The organism is Sinimarinibacterium flocculans, assembly GCF_003201205.1.
Taxonomy (GTDB): Bacteria; Pseudomonadota; Gammaproteobacteria; order Nevskiales; family Nevskiaceae; genus Solimonas; species Solimonas flocculans.
In genome coordinates, this window is sequence record NZ_QICN01000003.1 from 18906 (window position 1) to 39373 (window position 20468).

The window sequence follows — 20468 nt, forward strand, 5'->3', positions numbered from 1 at the left end:
GGAGAGACGAACATGAGCGCGACCAAGCGCCTGAATCCGCTGGACTGGACCTTTCTCGCCGCGGAGACGCGCGAGTCGATGATGCATGTCGGCTCGATGATGCCGTTCTCGCCGCCGCCGGACGCACCGGCGGACTGGCTGCGCGGGCTGATCGACGAGGTGCGCACGCAGGCGCGGGCCTATCCGCCGTGGAACCTCAAGCTGCGTCATCCGAACCTGATCGCACACCCGCTGCAGGCCTGGGTCGAGGACGAGCACTTCGACGTCGAATACCACGTGCGCCGCTCGGCGCTGCCGGCGCCGGGCGACGAGCGCGAGCTGGGCATCCTGGTCTCGCGCCTGCACAGCCATGCGATCGACTTCCACCGCCCGCCGTGGGAGGTGCATTTCATCGAAGGCCTCGAAGGCGGCCGCTTCGCGATGTACTTCAAGGTCCATCACGCGCTGGTCGACGGCTACACCGGCGTGCAGCTGCTCTCGCGCAGCCTGTCCCACCGCGCGGACGAGCGCGACACGCCGATGTTCTTCACGCGCAAACCGCCGGCGCGCGAAAAGCCGGCCGCGGCGACGCCGGTGCCGACGCTGTCCGCATTGCTCGCACTCGCCCGCGAACAGGCGGGCAGCACGCGCACCATCACCCGCGCGCTGGGCAACACCCTGAGCCGCAAGCGCCGCGGCGCGCTGGTGTCGCCGCTGCAGGCGCCGAAATCGATCCTCAACCAGCGCATCAGCCGCAACCGGCGGTTCGCGACGCAGCAGTTCGACGTCGCCCGCCTCAAGAACGTCGCCAAGCGTCTCGACGGCACGCTCAACGACCTCGTGCTCGCCCTTTGCGGCGCCGCGCTGCGGCGCCTGCTCTGCGAACAGGGCGAGCTGCCCGATGCACCGCTGACGGCGATGCTGCCGGTGAACATCCGCCCCAAGGACGATCCGGGCGGCGGCAATGCCGTCGGCGCCATCCTCGCGTCGCTGGCGACCGATGTCGCCGATCCGCTCGAACGCTTCGGCGCCATCGTCGCATCGACCCGCGTCGCCAAGGACCAGCTCGAAGGCATGACGCGCGCGGCGATCATGCAGTACAGCGCCGTGCTGATGTCGCCGATGCTGCTGTCGCAGATTCCCGGTGCCGTCGGGCGCGTGCGCCCGGCGTTCAATCTGGTCGTCTCCAACGTCCCCGGGCCGACGAAGCCGCTGTACTTCCGCGGCGCCCACATGGACGCCTACTACCCGCTGTCGATCCCCTTCCACGGCTACGGACTCAACGTCACCGTGATGAGCTATCTCGAGACGCTGAACTTCGGCTTCATCGGTTGCCGCGACACGATCCCGCATCTGCAGCGCCTAGCCGTCTACAGCCTCGAGGCCCTGGAGGAACTCGAAGCCGCGGCCTGACGGCTCGGGGCGACCGCTACGCGGCTCGCGGCAGCGTCAGCGCATCGAGCGTCACATGACCCTCGAACGCGCCATGGCCCTCGATCTTCTCGCCGCGTTCGATCGCCTGCGCGAAGCGCACGCCCGGATCGTCCGCCAGCCGCTGCAGGTAGCGGCCCAGCCGCGGAAACTCCGCGTCCACGTCGAACAGGCGGTGGTAGCCGATCCAGCGGCCGAGGCCCGAGAGATAGGCGTCGGCCAGCGAACGCTCGCCGAGCAGCCAATCGCGATCCGCGAACAGACCGTCGAGGTAGCGGCACTGTCGCGCCACGTCCTCGCGGCCGATGCGGCGCAGCAAGGCGGTCTGCGATTCGTCGAAGCCGCCTTCGTCGTAGAGCAGCCACAGCGGAGCGAACGCCGCGAAGAAGTCGGTCGCGAGGTAGGCCAGCATCTGTGCGAGGCGATCATGGGCGCGCGTCCCGGCACGCACGCCGCCGCGCCCGGCCAGGTGCAGCAGAATCGCGACGCTCTCGCTGATGGGCGCGCCGTCCGCCGTCAGCAGCGCCGGCGTTTTCAGCAAGGGATTGATCTGCGCGAAGCGTGCATCCCAGGGGTGCTCCAGCATCTCGATGCGGCACAGGCGGTATGGCTGGTTCAGCCATTCGAGTGCGACGATGGAGCCGAAGGAACAGCCTTGCGGCACGCCGTAGAACAGGACAGGGGTCATCGGAACGTCTCCAGTGGTGGTCGGATCGCCAGTGATCCGGGGCCTGAAGACCTTAGGGCCGATACAGGTCAGAATCCGCCCTGATTCGGAGACACGCTTCGCCGCGATGAGCCGCCCCGCCACCCGCGTTCTCGCCCTGCTCGAACTGCTGCAGTCGCGCGGCTTCGTCAGCGGCCGCGAGCTTGCGCAGCAACTCGACATCGACGGACGCACGCTGCGCCGCTACATCGGCGCACTTGAGGAACTCGGCATTCCGATCACGACCGAGCGCGGGCGCTACGGCGGCTACGGCCTCGTCGCCGGCTTCAAGCTGCCGCCGCTGATGTTCAGCAACGACGAGGCACTTGCCCTCGCACTCGGCCTGCTCTCGGCGCGCGCGCTCGGACTCGCCGACGCGGTGCCGGCAACCGCCGGCGCACTGGCGAAGATCGAGCGCCTTCTGCCCGACGACGAACGCCGACAGTTGCTGATGCTCGAGCGCAGCGTGGCCCTGGATCTGCCGCAGTTCAGGCCGCGTCGCAATGACGACTTGCTCAGGCGGATCGCGGGCGCCGCGCAGGCGCAGAGACGCGTGCAGGTGCGCTATGTCGCGGATCGCGGCGAGACGACCGAGCGCATGGTCGATCCTTACGCGCTGGTGTTCCGCAAGGGACACTGGTATGTCACAGGCCATTGTCATCTGCGCAAGGGCCTGCGCTCGTTCCGCCTCGATCGCATGGCCGCGGCGCAAGTCCTGAGCGCGCGCTTTCGCCGCCCCGCAAGCTTCGATCCCGTGCGGCACCTGCGTCTGAGCATCGCCACGCTGCCTCGCGCCATTCAGGTCCGGGTGCATCTGCAGGCCACCGTCGAAGCCGCCGCCTCCGAGCTCGGCGAAAGCCTCGGCGTGCTGGAGCCGGTCGCGACCGGCGTGCGGCTGCACGCGCGGACCGACAGCCTCGACTACTTCGCACGGCAGCTCGCGCGACTGCCCTTTCCGTTCTCCATCGATGAGCCCCAGGCGCTGCGCCGCGCGCTCACTCGACACGCGCGGCGCCTGCTGGCGGTCGGCAGCGACGATCCGCCCGCACTCCTCCCACGGTCATCCGAACGCACGAGGCCATGACGGCAAGCAGGTCTCACGATCCCTGACAGAACGATGGTTTCGGGGGAGAACGCATGACCGATGGCGATGCGCCGCGCATGCCGCAGCGCCGCGTGGTGCTGAAGGCGGGCGGCACGGCCCTGATGGGCGCCTGGCTGCTGTCCGGCTGCGAGTCCTCGCAGCCGGTGGATGACCGCCTGCGTGGACCGGACCGGCCGACACCGCGCGCACGCTTTCTCACCGACGCCGAGCTGCGCACGCTGCGCGCGCTGGTCGACCGGCTGATTCCGGCAGGGCTGCAACCGGGTGCCGCCGCCGCACATGCGGAAGAAGCGATCGACGCCCTGCTCGCCGCATTCATGACCGATCCGCCGCTGATCCACGCCGGCGGCCCCTACTCGGATCGCGCCGGCGGCACGCGCAACGACTTCGAGCGCTTCATGCCGCTCGACGACTACGAGGCGCTGGCCTGGCGCATCGTCATCGAGGGCTCGCTGGGACGGCCGGAGCGCGAGTTCAACGGTCCGGTCGTCGGCCTGCAGCAGATCTACCGCGACGGCCTTGCGCACCTGGAGGCGCGCGCGGCGCAGCTCGCAACCGGCGTGTTGCCCGCGGCGCTCGGCGACATCCTGCGCGAACGCCTCGGCGACACGCCGCTGTCCGACGTGCTCGATCTGGTCAACTCGCTCACCGGCACGGAAGGCTTCGCCGATCTGCCGGCGCTGCTGCGCGACGTGATCGTGCTCGACTACAGCGATGCCCAGGTACAGGCGCTGATCGACGTCGCCTTTCCCGGCACTCTCGACGGCACCTACGGCGCACCCGAGTACGGCGGCAACCGCGATCTCGTCGGCTGGACCTCGACCGGCTGGCCCGGCGACGTCCAGCCGCGCGGCTGGACCGACAGCGAGGTGATCCACCGCGATCCGCCCGGTCCGTTCGATGCCCTGCTGCCGCCGTCGTACGGCGGTGTCGATTTCGGTCCGCCGGCTGCCGGGGTCAGGGCAAGGCCGGAGTTCGAGCTGCCGCCGCTGCTGATCGCCGCCGGCGAAACCCTCGCGGCCACGATCATGAACGCCGAAGGCTCGCTCGCCGCCCTGCAACGCCGGCTCGCGGTGCAGGACCGCGTGCGCCCGGAGTGGATCTGGAGGGCGGCCCATGGCTGAGGCCGTCATCATCGGCTCCGGCCCTGCCGGCAGCATCGCCGCCCACGAACTCGCCCGCCAGGGCTGGTCGGTCACCGTGCTCGAACGCGGCCGCAACCTGCGGCCGGGCTTCGGCGAGGTCGAGAGCCGCGACCTGGGCACGCTGTACGCGAACGACGAGATCAAGACCACGCGACATTTCGGCTTTCCGCACCCGCGACTCGAGCCGGTCACCGGCCGCACGCAGAGCGAAGCGGCCGACGGCGTCGCGCGCAGCGTGCAGGGCACGCATGTCTCGCTGGGCGCCGCGGTCGGCGGCACGTCCCTGCACTACAACGCCAAGTTCCCGCGCTTCTGGCGGCAGGACTTCACGCAACGGTCGGATCTGGGCCCGGTGGACGGCGCGCAGGTGGCCGACTGGCCGATCAGCTACGACGAACTGGCGCCGTATTACGACGAGGTGGAACACACCATCGGCGTGCAGGGCGACGTGAACCAGATGCCCGCGCGCACACTCGAACAGGCGCCGCGCGCACGCCAGTTCGTGATGCCGCCGAATCCCACCGGCTACGCCGCGCGCCTGCTCGCGCGCGGCGCGATGAACGTCGGCTGGGAGCCGTTCCCCTACCCCGCAGCGGTGAACTCGCAGGTCTTCGACGGCCGCCCGGCGTGCAACTCCTGCGGCCTGTGCTCGTCATTCGGTTGTCCGATCAACGCGCGCGGCGATGCGATGGTCAGCTACCTCAACCCGGCCGTGCGCGGCGGCCGCGTGCGCGTGATCGAGCGCGCGCTGGTGTATCGCATCGACACGACGCCCGACGGCCGCCGCGCGACCGACGTGCGCTACTACGATCGCGACGGCCGCGCCCGCAGCATCAGCGCCGACAAGGTGCTGCTGGCCGCCAGCCCGGTGCAGACCGCACGCCTGCTGCTGCTGTCGGCGAATGGCGCGCATCCGCTCGGCCTGGGCAACGGCTCCGATCAGGTCGGCCGCAACATGATGTTCCACTACTTCACGCTCGGCGCCGCGGTGTTCCCGGACGACGTGCAGCCGTACCGGGCGCAGAGCACCACCGCGGAAGTCGACAACCTCGTCGGGCCGTTCACCGGCCCCGAGGTGCAGGCGCTCGGCGTGCCCTACATCAAGGGCGGCCTGATCCAGGTCGGCGGTTCGGTGCCGCTGCTGCAGGAGGCCTACCAGTACGCGGGCTTCGGCATTCCGCCGGGCGCGGCGCACAAGGCGGCGGTGCAACTCGGCCTGATCCGCAAGCGCATCGCCGCGATCCAGTTCGTCGGCGAGGATCTGGCACAGGCGAACAACCGCGTCGATCTCGACCCACAGGTGCGCGACTGGCGCGGCCTGCCGGCGCCGCGCGTGACCTGGGCACCGCACGCGCACGAGCGTGCCGGCGCCACCTACACCGCGCCGCTGCTGCTGGCGATGCTGCAGGCGACGCCGGGCGCGATCGCCTCGCTGGTGCTGCCGGACCCGCTGCTCTCGGACAGCCCGACGCTGTCGGCACACCATGCCGGCACCGCGCGCTTCGGCAACGATCCGGCGACCAGTGTCTGCGACCGCTGGGGCAAGCTGCACGAATGCGACAACGTGCACGTGGTCGACGGCTCGCTGTTCCCGACCTTTCCCGGCTTCAACCCGACGCTGACGATCCTGGCGAACTCGCTGCGCATCGCCCGCGCGATCGGCGCCGGCACGACCTGATGCGGAGAACCCGATGTCCAGAACGATGTCCGGCGTGATGCCCGCAGTGACGCGCACGCGCCTGATGTGCGCCCTGCTGCCGGCCCTGCTGGCGACGCCGCTGCTCACCGCCTGCGGCGACAGCAGCGACGATGGCGGCGCCGGTGCCGACGGCGATTTCCGCGTCCTCGTGTTCTCGCGCACGGCCGGTTTTCGCCACGACTCGATCGAGACCGGCGTCGACACCGTGCGCCAGCTCGGCGCGATGCACGGCTTCGGCGTCGATCACACCGAGGACCCGGCGGCGTTCAGCGCTGATAACCTCGCGCATTACGCGGCCGTGCTGTGGCTGAGCACCACCGGCACCGTGCTCGACGAGACGCAGAAGGCCGCCTTCGAACAGTACGTCCGCAGCGGTGGCGGCTACGCCGGCGTGCACTCGGCCTCGGACACCGAGTACGACTGGCCGTTCTACGCCGAACTGGTCGGCGCCTACTTCCACAGCCACCCGGTGTTTCCGCTCGGTGCCGAGGGCGGCCCCGGCGTGCAGCCGGGCGATCTGCACCTGGAAGCGCCGGATCATCCGGCGGTCGCGCACCTACCGGTGCCGTGGACGATCAGCGACGAGTTCTACTCGTTCCGCACCAATCCGCGCGGCACGGTGCGCGTGCTGCTGAATATCGACGAGGACAGCTACGACCAGGACCCGAACACCACCAACATCAGCGGCGGCACGTTCATCATCGGCGAGACCGGCACGATGAAAGACCATCCGATGAGCTGGTGCCACGACCGCTTCGAAGGTCGCGCCTGGTACACGGCGCTGGGGCATTCGACCGCCCTCTACGCCGACGCCAACTTCCGCCGGCACCTGCTCAACGGCATTCTCACCGCGGCACGACGCGTGGCCGCGGATTGCGTCCCGCGCGAGGACGGACCGCTCGCCGAGCGCGACACCGGCCCGGCCTTCCCGCCGCTGCTGCCCTAGCAGCCGCGCGCGGGCTCCGGCGCGGCATTCGGCGCGGACGGCTAGACCTGCTGGCCGCGCCGGTAGACGATGCGGCTGCGGCCGCCGTCGCAACTGCCGACGACTTTCTGCCCGCTGCCGACCCGATCGGCCGGCACGATCTCCAGTGTGTAGACCTGCACGCCGTTGGCATCTATCTTCGCGGCGATCTCAGCCTTGAGCGTCTCGCAGGACTTGGCCCCGTGCGCCGCCGTGGTTGACGCGATCGACAACACCGCTGCGAAGATCGCCCGCCCCCGGTCGCTCATCCCGATACTCCCGCTCGCCCCCCGGCAACCCCGCGCCGCCGGTTGACGCCACGCTAGCACGACGCCGGGCGTCGCCCGCAACCCTCCCGCAGACGGGTGATGCGGGGCCGGCGGCGGCGTCCGAGCATGCCGGCACAGGCATTGGTATCCGGAGAACGCAACATGGGCATCGGCCCGGAACAGGTCGCGGCGCGCGCAGCGGCGATGCAGGCCGCTTTCGTCGAGGCCGCGGCGCGCAACGAGTGGGAATGGATCGCGGACGCCCTCTACGCCGAGCGCTGCGAGTACGTCTGCGAGTACGCCGGCACGATGCTGGTGCGCGCGACCTCGCGCGACGAGATCCGCGCAACCCACTATGGTCGCGACATGAAGGTCGGCTGGGAGGGCTGGAGCTTTCCGATCGAGCGCTACGCCACCCACGGCAACCGCATCATCACGCACTGGTGGAACCGCGGCCCGGGCCAGCGCGCAGACGGCAGCTACTACCAGACGCCGGGCGTGTCCTTCATCACCGTCGGCGACGACGGTCTGTTCACCGAGCAGCTCGACCTGTTCGACCTCGCCCACCAGATGCACCTGTGCGACGAACTCGAGGACGCCGGCCTGCTGTCGCCGACGCTCAAGGCCAACTGGGTCGTGCCGATGAAGCGCAAGCTGATCGCGATGCTGGAACGCAAGCTGCCGGACTGACCGTCCCGCGCCACAGCCGCGTTCAACGCGGCTGCAGTGGCGGGCGCCGGATGGTCTCCTGCAGGTTGGCCTTGACCGCGCGTGCGTCGAAGGCCTGCACGTCGTCGGCCGGCTTGCTGCCCTTGCGCAGCTGGATGTCTGCCGTGGCGCGGTAGGCCTCGCCGCGGCCACTGCCGACCGGCGTGCTGGTGCCGACGCTGATGCCGAACCCGCCGCTGCCGCCGAAGCGAAAGCCACCCAGTCCGATACCGACGGTCGGTGCGCTGCCGGCTTGCTGCGTCCCCTGGGTCGAGCGGTCGACCATGACGAAATAGTCGTAGCCGTTGTCGAGCGTGATCTCCGCGGCGCGATAGAGCACGTAATCGGTCACGGTCTCATAGTCGGTCCGCGTGTTGCCGAAGAAGCTCACGCGGTAGCGATCCTCCTCAAGCTTCTGTTCGGAGTAGCCGTAGCCGTTCTTGACCGGCTGGTAGGGCGTCGCCTGGGTGGCACAGCCGGCAAGCAGCCATGCAACGGCAAGGAGCGGCAGAAACGAACGGCGCATGGTGATCTCCGGTCAGGACGCACGACGGCACGGACCGAAGAGTACGCCTTGGCGCCTCAGGGCACCCACAGGTCCGGCGGCGGCGGGAGCACTGCCTGCGGTTCCGGCACGACCACTCCCGATCCGCGATCGGCCGTCTCGATGCGCCGCATGATCCAGGTGCGCAGCGTCGCGCGGTTCTCGCCGATCACGGGATGCTCGGGCGCCAACCGCGCGGCACGGTCGAGCAGGTCGAACGCCGCGAAGACATCGTCCTCCCGCGCGCGCGTCACGGCAAGGTTGTTCAGCGCGATCGCATCGTAGGGATTCGAGCCGAGGCGCGCCTCGAACTCGGCGATCGCGCTGTCGACGTAGCCGGCCTCCAGCAGCGCGGTGGCCTCGTCGTCGGCATGGGCCGCCGTCGCGGCGAGCAGACACAGCCCGAGCAGGCGTCCGGTCATGGCAGGGCTCCACGGGTCAGGTCCGGCGCCAGCAGCGTACCCGGCTCCGCGCTGCGGTCGGCGAAGTCGTAGCGCAGGTAGAAGTGCACCAGGCTCTCCTCGTAGTCGCGCGCATTGTCGAGCGACAGGACGCCGCCGACGCTGAGCTTGGGGTTGACGCGGTACTGCAGCGCACCGCCGAACTTGTAGGCGAGGCCGGAGTTCTTCTGCGATTCGTAGCCCAGCGGAATCTCGTTGGTCGGTTCGAACTCGACGATCTCCTCGAGTTCCTGCTGCAGCGACGCGCGGCCCGGGAACAGCGGCGCACCATCCTCGCGGAAGGACTGCAGGCCCAGCGCCGCCTCGAGCCGGTAGTCCAGGCGCCCGCGATGGCCGGCCCAGGTCAGCGGCAGCGCCACCGTGGTGAAGAACTGCGGGCTGAAGTAACCGCCGTGACCGAACGTGAAATGCCGCAGGTTCTTGTCGTAGCCGAAGCTCGTCAGGTTCACGCCGACGGTCAGGTCGCCATGGCGAGCGCTCTGCACGACGCGGAAGAACAGGCCGCCGCCGAACTCGAGCACCGAGTTCTCCTCGACGTTGCGGCCGCTGAGCCCGTAGTACGCTCCGTTGACGTAGAGGCCGTAGCTGTCGAGGTCGTAGGCGTAGTCGAGACGCCCGCCGGTGCGCACGACGCCGCCCCAGCTGCGTCCGGTCAGCGGATCGTAGGCACCGGCGTACGAGACGTAGCTGTCGGTGACCGCGCGCCGCGCGAACTCGGCCGACAACTGCGACGCCTCGCCGAGGCGCGTCTGCCAGCGCAGGCCGCCGACCAGGCTTTCGACCTCGAAGCCCAGCGGCGTGGTACCGATATCGGCGCTGAACTCGCCGACCCGGTAGCTCAGCGACACGGCCACGCCGTCGGCCGACTGGTCGAGGTCGTCCGACTCGCCGTTGATCAGCGCCAGCGTGCCGAAGCGCAGCTTGTTGCGCTCGCCGGACACCTCGCCCGCGTCGAGCACGACCGGCTTCACGCGCAGCCCCAGGCGTCCCAGTTCCCATTCCGGGCCGACGAGATCCAGCGGCGTCTCGATGGCCAGCAGGCGCGACAGGCCGGATTCGCCGCGCCGGCTGCGGCTCGCCAGACCGGCCGATGCCCACGCTCCGACACTGGCCTCCAGCCGTCGCAGTTCCTCGTCGATCGTCGGCGCCGAGGCGCGCATCGCCGGCCGGCCCGGCCACGCAGCCGTCGCGGCGCCGTCGTCGAGCTGCAGGCGCAGCGGCGGCCTGCTGCCGGCGCGCATCGTGGACGCCGGCGACCTGGGCTGGTCGAGCGTCGCATCGAGACGGTAGCGCCGCCCGCTCAGCGGCATCGGCGCAGGCGTGGGTCCGCGGTCGCCGGCACGCGGCAGCAGCGGCCCGACGCTCTCGGCGCCGTCCTCGCGCAGCAGGTCGAAGACCGGTTGCGGCAGACCCTCGCGCGCAGCGCCGTCGCTGCCGATGAGCATCAGTTCCGGTACGGCGGACTCGCGCCGCACGCGATCCTCCAGCGCCGTGGCCTCGCGCAGCAGGCGCAGCGACTCGGCGCGGCTGCCGCGCTGTTCGGCCAGCCGCGCCGCCGCGCGCACGAAGGCCGGATCGTCCGGCCAGCGCTCGCGTGCGGTTTCGATCCACGTCGCCGCCGATTCGCGATCGTTGGCGGCCAGCGCAGCATCGATCGCATTGGCGCGCGCCACCGGATCGTCGGGCACGCTGCGCACCAGTGCGCGACCGATCGCCAGCGCCTTGTCGGTATCGCCAGCCGACGTGAACAGCCGCGCCAGCGCACTCTGCACGCGCGGCTGGTCCGGGTAGCGCAGCACGACTTCGCGGAGCTGGGCATAGGCCTCGGCGATCCGTCCGCCTTCGCGCAGCCGGTCGGCCAGCTTGATCCGGTAGCCGACGATCAGGTCTTCCAGTTCCAGACGCTGCGCCGCGCTCGTCCTGCCGGACTGGATCAGATCGGTCGTCACCGCCTCGAACTCGGCATCCTGGTTCAGCTCGAGCAGCAGGGCCGCATACTGGATCGACTGCCCGGCCGACGGCGGTCTCTGCGCGAAAGCGCGGCGCAGTGCCGCCACGGCGCGCGCCGGATCGCCGAGCGCCTGCCAGCCCTGGGCGATCGCCGAGGCGTGTTCGGGCCCGTTGCCGGCGGCGGCGATCGCCGCATTGAGGATCTCGACCGCGCGGCCGGGTTCGCCCAGCACGGCCGCCTGACCGGCACGCTGCAACTGGTACTGGATCCATGCGCGCCGCTGCAGGGACACCGCGTCGGCGCTGCGCGCCGATGCCGGCAGGCGTTCGAGCACGATCAGCGTTTCGTACCAGCGCTGCGCGTCGGCGAGGGCATAGGCCTGCGCGAACAGCGTGTCCGGGTCGCCGCCGTCCGGCGTTTCGCTGAGCGCCTGCAGCAGCGAGTCCGCCTCTGCCGTGCGTCCGATGTCGCGGTACAGGCGCGCCAGGTCCAGGCGCACCCAGGGGCTCTGCGGGTCGGCCGCGAGCGCCTGCTGCAGCAGCGCCTGGGCGCCGGCGCGATCGTTCCGCTCCAGCGCGCGCGCCGCCTTCGTGCGCAACAGCGACACGCGGACCTCGCGCAGCATCGTCGGATCGCGTCGGTCGGCTTCGGCGAGCAGAACGTCGAGTTCGGCCTCGCGATCCTGCGCCAGCAACAGGTCGGCGTACTCGCCGATCAGCGCGGCATCGCCCGGCGCCGCCCGCAGACCTTCGCGCAAGACGCGCTCCGCCTGCTGCACGTCGCCGGATTCGCGCAGCGCCTCGGCCCAGTCGCGGCGCACGTCGGAATCGCCGTCGGGCCGCTGTTGCACCGCGGCGGCGAACAGCGTCGCCGCCTCGCGCCACTGGCCGGCCTGGCGCGCGGCGCGCGCCTGTGTCACGCGCCGCCAGTACCGGCTGGTGTCGATCGCCTCGGTCAGATTGCCGCGCAGCGAAGGACGCGCCGCCACCGCACGGCCGAGCAGCGACTCGGCCTCGGCGAAACGCTGCTGGCGCAGCCGTACCAGACCGAGCCCCGCCAGGCTGTCCGCCTCGCGCGGGTGACTACCGAGCCGGTTGGAGAAGAAGGTATCGGCGGCGTCGAGATCATTGGCGTCCAGCGCCTCGTATCCCGCACGCAGGATCTCGGCGCGCTGCACGTCCGCCTCCGCGCGACGGCGCGCCTGCGCCGTGGCGTCGAGCCCGTCGAGCTTGGCCGCGATCTCGGCATCGTTGCCGGCCGACTGCAGGTAGCGCTCGTAGGCGGCGCGGTCCTGCTCGCCCGCCTCCAGCCACAGCAGCGCATTACGCAAGGCGACGCGCGCGTCGGCACGTACCGGCGACGGACTCTCGCCGAGTGCCTCCAGGCGACGGATGGCGTCGCGCCGCGTCGCCGCGCGATAGCTGAGTACGCGTGCATGCGCGAGCGCCGCGCGCCGGTCGTCGGGACGCGCGCCGCTGAGTCGCGCCAGCGCCTCGCGCGCGCGGCTCCAGCCTTCGTCGGTGCCGGCGAGCGTCTCGTAGTACTCCACCGCCAGCTCGGGTGGCGGCTCCCCCTGCGCGTCCAGCAGCGGCCGCCAGACGGCGATCGCCTCGGCGCTGCGTCCGGCGCGGGCGAGACTGCGTGCCTGCGCAAGGACCGTCTCGCGATCCGCGCCGGCCGGCAGGCCCTGTGCCCGGCGTTGCAGCGCCGCCGAGTCCGGCGCCACCGCACGCAGCCGTGCCTCGTATTCGGCCGCACGTTGCGCGCTGCCCTGCCGGGCCTCGAGGTCGATGAGCCGCTCGAGCGCCTGCACGTGGTCGGCGTCGGCTTCGATGACCCGCGTCCACGCGTCGCGGGCGAGGTCGGGGCGGTTGCGCGCTTCCCAGAACTGCGCCTGGCGGACGAGCTGCTCGACGGCGGCGGCATCCACCGCCGCTGCCGGCAGCGGTGCCGCAGCAGCGAAGGCCAGCGCCGCGGCGATCAGACTGCGCTTCAGCGCTTCCATTTCGGCACCAGCCTCCCTTCGCCGTCAAAGTGGTACTGACCGTCGTCGTAGCCCTTGCCGAACAGCACCAGGACCTGGTCGTAGTATCGCGCGGGACTGCCGTAGACGCCGTCCTGCCGTGCGGCGACGACGCGCGCGCGGGCACGCTCGAGCTGCGCCTGTTCGCCGAGCGCGCGATAGAACGGCAACAGTGCCGCGTCGAAGCCGACCGGACCGTCACCCTCGATCCAGGTGCTGCGCGCCGACCATTTCTCCGGCACGCGGCCGGCCTCTTCGGTCAGCACCGCGAAACCGGCGACGGCGGGCTGCAGCGCCTTGAGCGCCGGGTGCCCGGCCGGCCCGAGTCCCGCCCACAGATAGACGCGGATCGCGTCGTAACTGCCGACGCCGCCCTTGTCCGCATCGATCTCGTGCCGGCGCTCGCGGTACTGCGACCAGTCCGGCACGCGGCCCAGCGGCGAGAGCTCGGCGAGCATCGCCGGGAACTGTTCGACCATCGCCGACCACGGTCCGTCCGGATCGACGGCGTGAAAACGCAGGAACTGCGCCGGCATCGTGTACGAAGGATTCAGGCGCACGCGATCCTCGAGGCGAAAGCCGTCGGGCGCCGGCAACAGCAGTGCCGTGCCGTCGGCGCGGCGCTCGACCACCTGCCGGCGCACCAGCGCCAGGATCGCCTGCGCCTCGGCCGCGTACTGCGGTTGCTGCCACAGACGCGCCGCCTCGAGCAGGCTGTAGGCGATCCACAGGTCGGCATCGGTCGCCGGGTTGGCGTCGAGAACCTTGCGGGTGCCGTCATCCGCGGTGCCCCAGAGCCACGCCGGCAGCTTGCGCGACAGGTCGCCGTCGGCGAGGTTGCGCTCGGTCCAGCGCAGGATGCGCGCGAACGCTTCGCGGTCGTTGGCCACGAGCGCGAAGAACAGCCCGTAGGCCTGCCCCTCCGAAACCGTGCGCGCGCCCGTGGTCCAGTCGATGACGCGGCCGTCGTCGCTGACGAAAGCGGTCTTGAAGGCCTGCCAGTCCGGCCAGCCTGCGTCGGCGGCTCGCGCCGGACGCTCTGCGCAGGCGGGCTGCGTCAGCAGCACGCCCAGCAGCAGGAGCAGTCGCAGCCGCATCGGCGCTCAGGCACCCGTCTTCGGCTGACGGCCTGCCGCATGCCGCCGCAGCAGCCGCGAGGCGATCGCCGCGAACAACAGCGCGATGGCCAGCGCCAGCGGCACCAGCAGATACGGGTGATGCCGCATCCAGCGCGTGAGCGCATACCACCAGGGCAGACGGCCGACGCCATAGCTGTCGCCGACGCGGTAGCCGCTGACCTGCTGCGGCGTCACCAGCACGAGCCCTCCCTCGATGTACTGGTTGCGTCCGGGATCGGTCAGCGCCAGGGCGACATCGCGCGGGTCGGCGGCCGCCGTCGTCCGCAGCGCCACGATGCTGCGACCGCGCTGCCACGGCGATTCGAACTGCTGCAGCGAACCGAGCGCACCGCCGGACTGCACGAGCACGCGGGCCGCCACACGCTCGGCGTCGCGCAGCAGGCGCCCCTCGATGCGTCCCTGCAGCGCGGCGAGGCTCGATGCGGTCCGCAGCTCGGCGCCGTCCGCGTGCAGCTTCAGCACGCCGGCTTCGTCGAGCGCCGGCGGCAGGGTCGCCGCGCCGGCCGGGGCAATCAGCACGAGGTCGCGGTCGACCGCCTCGTCGAGCACGGACAGCGGCAGCACCTCGACGCGCGTCGCTGCATCCTGCGTCCAGCGGCCGATATGGCCGAGCACGATCAGCGCGGCGGACACTTCCGCCTCGGTGGGATTCTCCGGCAGCGCGAGCGCGGTCTGCGAGAGATCCGCGAACTTCGAGTACGGGAAACCGCCGTTGACGAGCTTCTCGAGGGCCGGCATCTCGGCGAAGTGCGCATGGCGGGCGATCTTCAGCGCGCTGCGCGGATCGATCCCGCCCTGCAGCGTCGCGGCGCGGAAATCCTCGCAGGCCTTGCTCGTGTCGCGCAGGAACTCGAACTGCGCGACGAGCCGGTTGTTGCCGCGCAGCAGCTGCGGCGGCACCTCGACGTCGAGCGCGCGGCTTTCGGTCTCGGCGCGCCGTTCGCCGCCGGCATCGAGCAGCGTCGAACCCAGGTACTGACCGTTGAGCAGCAGGTTGAGCGAGGACTTGGGATTGCCGGCGCGGCTGGCGCGGTAGTCGAGATCGACGAACGCACCGCTACGACCGAGGAAGAACACGTCCGGGGGCAGTGCGAACTCGTAGACGATCGGACCGGGCGCGAGACCGGCGACCGTCGACGGACCGAGCAGATAGGGTTCGAGCGCGAACGGCCGGTCGAGCGCCGGCCAGCGCCGCGAGGCCCAGGCCGCCTGCGGCGGCGGCAGCTCGATCCGCGTCAGGCGCGCGCTGTCGCCGCGCATCAGCACGTGGCCCAGCGCAAAGCCCTGCGCCAGTTGCACCAGTCCGGCTTCGTCCGGCGCCGAGAACACGAGTAGCCGGCCATCGGCATCGCCCGGGTTGCGGATCGCGCGCAGGGCCGGCTCCGTCCCGCCGAGCTGGAACAGCACCGCGTGCCCGGCGGGTGCCGCACCGAACTGCACCGGAAAATCCGCACCGCGATAGTCCGCCTGTGCGCCGAACCAGGCCGCGACGATGCCCGCGGCGCGCACCGTCTCCAGACCCGGATCGCCCGGCAGGACAAACGGCAGGCGCAGGCGACCGCGCTCGGCGGCGTCGAACCACGGCGCGGGCATCTTCTCCAGCGTCGGCGGCAGATCGAGCGTGCGCAGGCTCAGCCGCAGCACACTGTCGTTGGAGATGTCCGCCCACAGCGTCGAATGCGTCGGGTCCTCGCACTCGCCTTCCTTCGCGTAGTGCGCGACGAAGTCGAAGCGGATCTGGTTGCGGCTGACGAGCAGCAGCGGGTCCAGCGAAATCGTCACAACCTTGCCGGACGCATCCGCGGCTTCCAGCGGGCGTGTCCAGATGATCTGGTCGTTGACCGCCACGCTTAGATGGCTCAGGTCGAAGCGCAACGACGGCGAGTGCGCGATGCGCAGTTCCAGCTCGGCGCGGGTCACGATCTCGTTCGCACGCAGGTCCAGCGGCAGCGATGCCTGTCCGAACACCGTGCGCAGACGGATCGGGTAGTCGACGCCCAGATCCTCGAAACGCAGCTCGACCTCGCGTTCGCCGGCCGGGCCCTGGGCGATCGCCGCCTGCGCGCCCGCGGCCAGCAGCAGCCCTGCGCACAAGGTCCGCATGGCCGCCTTCTCGAATGCTCTGTGAATGCTCATACCGGTTTTCGAATCTGTGTGTACGGTTCGCTGCCCTGTCCGCCGCGTCGCGGTCGATCCGCCGCGGCACCTGCGCCCGGAGGCCGGTGCCGCGCTGGTTCAGCCATCGCCCTGAGTCGCTGTTCCCTGACGCCGCGGCGATACAAGCCGGACGATTTCGCCGCCGAGCCACCGCGTGAACTTGAAGCCGCCGAGCAGCCCGAAGCGCGCCACCTCGCGCAGGGCGAGCAGCGGCCGGTCGACGGCGCGCATGTCGCGCCACTGCAGCCAGGCGTCGGCGCGGCCGTAGAGCGCATTCACCAGGGCGCTCTCCTGCTCGATGTTCATCTCGCCGATCTCCATCGCCAGCATGCCGTGCCCGGCGCGGCGCACGGAGCCGTCGAGCCAGACGTCGGAGCGCTGCGGAATCAGCACGACCTGCACCGGCTCGCCCGGTTCGACGTTGAGCGCCTCCGGCAGGTCGAGCGCGATGCCGCGATCCGAGACGTCGAGCGTCGACACCTCGAAGGTCTGCTGCGCGCCGCGCCGGCGCAGCAGTGCCGGCAAGCGCACGCGCACGCGCACCGAGTGACGGACCTGGCGGCGCTCGGAAGCCACCGCCAGCGCACAGCCGATGATCAGCAGGTTGTAGAACGTCCAGCCGACGTTGAGCAGCACCGTGTCGGCATGCTCGGCGTCGGTGAAGAAGCGTACGAGGCCGACGGCGAAGCCCAGTGCGTTGAGCAGGAACAGGAAGTAGTAGGGCCGCGCGATGTCCTTGTCGAAGTAGTCGCGGTTGACGATGCCGCCCTTCGCGGTCACGTTGAACTTGCCGAGCCGCGGATTGATGAAGGCGAGCAGCGTCGGCCACAGGATGAACAGGGCCAGCACGGTCTCGTAGGCCTCCGACCAGAACGAATGCCGGAACCTGCCCTGCACGCGGCTGTTGGTGATGGTCGCCAGCAGCACGTGCGGCGCTGCGTAGGCCAGCACCATCCAGCCCTGCGCGGCGATGATGTCGGCACCGAGCAGCAGATAGCCCAGCGGCGACGTCAGGAAGATCAGCCGCGGCAGGCCGTAGAAGAAGTGCATCATCGCGTTGGCGTAGCAGATGCGCTGCCCCGCCTTGAGTCCCTTCATTAGGAAGGGATTGTCGACGCGGAAGATCTGCGCCATGCCGCGCGCCCACCGGATGCGCTGGCCCACGTGCGCGGACAGCGACTCGGTCGCCAGGCCCGCCGCCTGCGGAATGTTGATGTAGGCGCTGGTCCAGCCGCGCGCGTGCATGCGCAGCGAGGTGTGCGCATCCTCGGTGACGGTCTCGGTGGCGATGCCGCCGATCTGTTCGAGCGCGGTGCGGCGCAGCACCGCGCAGGAGCCGCAGAAGAACGAGGCATCCCAGAAATCGTTGCCGTCCTGGATCAGCCCGTAGAACAGCTCGCCTTCGTTGGGCACCTTGCGGAAGGTGTTGAGGTTGCGCTCGAACGGGTCCGGCGAGAAGAAGTGGTGCGGCGTCTGCACCAGCGACACCGTCGGGTCGGCCATCATCGTGCCGACGGTGAACTGCAGGAAGGAGCGCGTGGGGATGTGATCGCAGTCGAAGATCGCGATCAGCTCGCCATGGGTCTTCTTCAGTGCGGCGTTGATGTTGCCGGCCTTGGCGTGCTTGTTGTCGGCCCGGGTGACATGCACGACGCCGACGGTCTCGCAGAAGGTGCGGAACTCCTCGCGACGGCCGTCATCGAGCACGTGGATGCGCAGCTTGTCGCGCGGCCAGTCGAGCGCCAGCGCCGCCAGGACCGTCGGCCGCACGACCTTGAGCGGTTCGTTGTACGTCGGGATGAAGACATCGACCGTCGGCCAGCTCGACTCGTCCTCGGGCAGCGGCACCGGCTTGCGCCCGAGCGGCCACGCCGTCTGCACGAAGCCGAACAGCAGGATCACGTAGGCGTACAGCTCGGCGAACACGAGGCCGGATGCGAGGAACAGATCCCAGCCGTCGAACTGCGGACCGATCGGCAGCGTCTGCGTCAGGCGCCAGTAGAGATACCGGCTGCTGGCCAGCAGGGAGACGACCATCAGCGCGATGAGCATCTGCCGGCTCTTCGCGTGCCGCATCAGCAGCGCAGCGCCGATCATGACCACGGCACACAGGGCCTGCCATTCGAGCGCGAAGGGCGTGACCACCACCACGTAGGCCGGCACGGCGAACAGCACGGCCAGCAGCAGCCAGCCGACGCCGGTCAGCCGGCCGCCGCCATCGCGCGGTGCGGGCATGCGGATCAGCCGCCGCCTTGCTGCGGATCGATGTCCAGCGCCGCGAACAGCTCGCGCAGGGGCCGCGCGTTGCGCGGCAGACGATCAGCGTGGACGGCATGCCGCTCGGGCAGGTCCAGGACCAGCACCGGCGAGCGTACGTGGCTGGCGATCGATTGCCGTCGCAGGCGCTCGAAGGTGAAGGCCAGCGGGCTGCCCGCAGAGACGCTTCGCAACCGGCTCGTATCCGCAGCCGGCTGCGGTTCCGCCGCCTGCGGTCGCGCGGCGGTCGCGGACGGGTCGGGCGCCGAGGGCGCCGGCCGGTGCTCGGCGGGCTGGTGCTCGGCCGGCTTGCGCGCAGCACCGAACTCCCGGTAGCGCATGCCGCCGAGATCGAGCTGATTCACCAGCGAGCCGACGTCGTCGAATGCCTTGTCCTGCTTGCCGCTCATGCCTGTTTCCCTATTGGCCGAAACTCGACTCGTGTGCGAGCCGGAAGCGCATCACCTCGGCGGACCCGGTGCCGCCGAGAATCTGTCGCACGTCGAGGCGCTCGCCGGCACCGAGCTGTCGCATCCACTCGGCATACATGCCCTCGAAGAAGCCGGGGGCCCAGGGCACGCCGCCGTCGCCGAACCACCGCTGCAGCGGCGCGCAGCCATGAAGGATGTCGACCGCGCCGGTGCCTTCCTCGATGCTCATCCAGCCCCAGTCCAGCCGGCCGAGCACGTCGTTGGCGAAGGCCTCGAACTCGACCAGCGTGCGAATCTCGCCGATGGATTGCTGCGTCCCGAAGCGCCGGCCGGCCAGATAGGCCAGCGCGCGCAACTGGCCTTCGGGCACCTGCGTCGCGAGTTCCGCTGACAGCGCCCGCAACAGGGGCTCGACCGTCTCGGACGGTCGGCGCTGCTTCAGGTAGTCGAGACTGCGGGGGTCCATCTGCGAACGGGCTTCCTCGGGCATACTGCCGAATATGAAGCATTTTCCGGAAAACTGCTCGCAAAGGCATCGATTTCGTATGGATAAGACATACCGCCCTCGACGGGATCAGTGTCGTCCTTGGTAAATTCCATCGCCCTGCCGAGAGCCTTCGCATGCGCCCGACGTCCCGAACCAAGCCTCTGTCCGCCCTGTTGCCGGCGTTGCTGCTGACGGCCTGCGGTTCGCAGATCGACTCGATCGACGTGCCCGTCGTGCGCCCGCCGAGTCCGGCACCGGCCGGCATCTACACCGGGACACTGAGTTCGGTTGCCGCCGCACGTTCGATTCCGGTCACCGCGCTGGTGAATGCCGAGCGCATCTTTGCCTTCGACGCCGACGGCGACTTCATCGCCGGCGGGCGCTACGAAACCGGCGACCGCGATCTGGCGTGGCAGGCACGCGCGTTCGAGCGCAGCGAACCACCGCCCGCGGAGGACGAAGAGGAAGCCTCCGAGCAGGTGCGGATTCTCGCGATCACTGCCGAAGGCGGTTTCGATCCCGAGGAGCGCATCCTGATGAGCTATGCCGCCAGCGTCGAGGGCAGCAGCGGCGTCGTCGACAGCGGCAACATCTCCTGGGGCTATTCCGAAAGCCAGTACGAGCGACGGTCCGACCTGCCGCTGGTGGCCGGCACCTGGGTCAACGAGGACGACTTCGGCACGCCCACGGCCAGCTTCGGCATCAGCGAGGGCGGCGACCTGTTCGGCCAGGATGCCGACGGCTGCAACTACAGTGGCCGGCTGTCGCTGATCGACCAGCCGTACAACCTGTACGGCGCATCGCTGCAGGTGCAATGCGCGGGCTCGGCCACCGCACGCCTCGAATCCGGGCTCGCCACGCTGCGCCACGACGGCGACGACGTCACGCTGGTCATCGTCACGACCAGCGCCGCGAACGCTACGCTGTTCCAGCTCAATCCGGGCTGACTGCGCGCCCGCTCCGGCATCCGCTCCGGCAGGCGACTGCATCCGCGCAGCGGCCGCGCAACGTAG

Annotated in this window: 17 protein-coding genes; 7 read left to right on the forward strand and 10 right to left on the reverse strand. The window is 70.4% G+C overall.

All coding sequences use genetic code 11. From position 1 onward, the window contains the following. The first annotated feature begins 12 nt into the window (after positions 1 to 12). A complete protein-coding gene (locus C8D93_RS06615; protein ID WP_110264392.1) occupies positions 13 to 1392 on the forward strand; it encodes a WS/DGAT/MGAT family O-acyltransferase in 1380 nt (459 codons plus the stop codon). Between the two features lie 16 nt (positions 1393 to 1408). On the opposite strand, the gene C8D93_RS06620 is transcribed toward C8D93_RS06615, so the two are convergent. Continuing rightward, on the reverse strand, positions 1409 to 2098 hold the full coding sequence (locus tag C8D93_RS06620; protein WP_110264393.1) for a glutathione S-transferase family protein: 690 nt from the start codon (positions 2096 to 2098) through the stop codon (positions 1409 to 1411). Positions 2099 to 2204: 106 nt separating this feature from the next. Between C8D93_RS06620 and C8D93_RS06625 the strand changes: the two genes are divergently transcribed. Genes C8D93_RS06625 through C8D93_RS06640 form a run of 4 tightly spaced genes read left to right on the forward strand, consistent with a single transcriptional unit; the run spans position 2205 to position 7011 of the window. Continuing rightward, a complete protein-coding gene (locus C8D93_RS06625; RefSeq protein ID WP_110264394.1) occupies positions 2205 to 3200 on the forward strand; it encodes a helix-turn-helix transcriptional regulator in 996 nt (331 codons plus the stop codon). Between the two features lie 53 nt (positions 3201 to 3253). Then, the gene (locus C8D93_RS06630) at positions 3254 to 4345 is read left to right on the forward strand and encodes a gluconate 2-dehydrogenase subunit 3 family protein (RefSeq protein WP_110264395.1); all 1092 of its coding nucleotides are present in this window, start codon (positions 3254 to 3256) and stop codon (positions 4343 to 4345) included. Further along, positions 4338 to 6044 (forward strand): GMC family oxidoreductase, encoded by a 1707-nt coding sequence (locus tag C8D93_RS06635; protein ID WP_110264396.1) that lies wholly within the window; start codon positions 4338 to 4340, stop codon positions 6042 to 6044. Before C8D93_RS06630 ends, C8D93_RS06635 begins: the two co-directional genes overlap by 8 nt. 13 nt (positions 6045 to 6057) lie before the next feature. Beyond that, positions 6058 to 7011, forward strand: a complete 954-nt coding sequence (locus tag C8D93_RS06640) for a ThuA domain-containing protein (protein ID WP_211307237.1) — start codon at positions 6058 to 6060, stop codon at positions 7009 to 7011. A 41-nt stretch (positions 7012 to 7052) separates the two neighbouring features. Here the strand turns inward: C8D93_RS06640 and C8D93_RS06645 are convergent, their stop codons facing one another. Beyond that, positions 7053 to 7298 carry a DUF1161 domain-containing protein gene (locus C8D93_RS06645; RefSeq protein WP_110264397.1) on the reverse strand — a complete coding sequence of 82 codons (246 nt, stop codon included), beginning with the start codon at positions 7296 to 7298 and terminating at the stop codon, positions 7053 to 7055. 162 nt (positions 7299 to 7460) lie between these two features. Here C8D93_RS06645 and C8D93_RS06650 point away from each other — a divergent pair, with 162 nt between their 5' ends. Next, positions 7461 to 7988, forward strand: a complete 528-nt coding sequence (locus C8D93_RS06650; RefSeq protein WP_110264398.1) for a nuclear transport factor 2 family protein — start codon at positions 7461 to 7463, stop codon at positions 7986 to 7988. Between the two features lie 22 nt (positions 7989 to 8010). Here the strand turns inward: C8D93_RS06650 and C8D93_RS06655 are convergent, their stop codons facing one another. The 8 genes from C8D93_RS06655 to bcsD all read right to left on the reverse strand — a co-directional run bounded on the left by C8D93_RS06655 (position 8011) and on the right by bcsD (position 19434). After that, the gene (locus C8D93_RS06655; protein ID WP_211307238.1) at positions 8011 to 8532 is read right to left on the reverse strand and encodes a CC0125/CC1285 family lipoprotein; all 522 of its coding nucleotides are present in this window, start codon (positions 8530 to 8532) and stop codon (positions 8011 to 8013) included. Between the two features lie 56 nt (positions 8533 to 8588). After that, complete coding sequence (locus C8D93_RS06660) at positions 8589 to 8972, reverse strand: tetratricopeptide repeat protein (protein ID WP_110264399.1); 384 nt, start codon at positions 8970 to 8972, stop codon at positions 8589 to 8591. Beyond that, positions 8969 to 12967: a cellulose biosynthesis protein BcsC gene (locus tag C8D93_RS06665; RefSeq protein WP_110264400.1), complete on the reverse strand. Its 3999-nt coding sequence runs from the start codon at positions 12965 to 12967 to the stop codon at positions 8969 to 8971. The genes C8D93_RS06660 and C8D93_RS06665 overlap by 4 nt, the downstream gene beginning before the upstream one ends. Then, positions 12955 to 14082 (reverse strand): cellulose synthase complex periplasmic endoglucanase BcsZ, encoded by a 1128-nt coding sequence (bcsZ, locus tag C8D93_RS06670; RefSeq protein ID WP_110264401.1) that lies wholly within the window; start codon positions 14080 to 14082, stop codon positions 12955 to 12957. The genes C8D93_RS06665 and bcsZ overlap by 13 nt, the downstream gene beginning before the upstream one ends. Positions 14083 to 14088: 6 nt before the next feature. Continuing rightward, complete coding sequence (locus tag C8D93_RS06675) at positions 14089 to 16260, reverse strand: cellulose biosynthesis cyclic di-GMP-binding regulatory protein BcsB (RefSeq protein WP_110264402.1); 2172 nt, start codon at positions 16258 to 16260, stop codon at positions 14089 to 14091. Between the two features lie 99 nt (positions 16261 to 16359). Beyond that, the gene (gene bcsA, locus C8D93_RS06680; protein ID WP_110264403.1) at positions 16360 to 18516 is read right to left on the reverse strand and encodes a UDP-forming cellulose synthase catalytic subunit; all 2157 of its coding nucleotides are present in this window, start codon (positions 18514 to 18516) and stop codon (positions 16360 to 16362) included. A gap of 5 nt (positions 18517 to 18521) precedes the next feature. Next, positions 18522 to 18947, reverse strand: a complete 426-nt coding sequence (locus C8D93_RS06685; RefSeq protein ID WP_110264404.1) for a hypothetical protein — start codon at positions 18945 to 18947, stop codon at positions 18522 to 18524. 10 nt (positions 18948 to 18957) lie between these two features. Then, the gene (bcsD, locus tag C8D93_RS06690; protein WP_146216532.1) at positions 18958 to 19434 is read right to left on the reverse strand and encodes a cellulose biosynthesis protein BcsD; all 477 of its coding nucleotides are present in this window, start codon (positions 19432 to 19434) and stop codon (positions 18958 to 18960) included. A gap of 155 nt (positions 19435 to 19589) precedes the next feature. On the opposite strand from bcsD, the gene C8D93_RS06695 reads away from it, so the two are divergent. After that, complete coding sequence (locus C8D93_RS06695) at positions 19590 to 20402, forward strand: hypothetical protein (RefSeq protein ID WP_110264406.1); 813 nt, start codon at positions 19590 to 19592, stop codon at positions 20400 to 20402. The last annotated feature ends 66 nt before the right edge of the window (positions 20403 to 20468 follow it).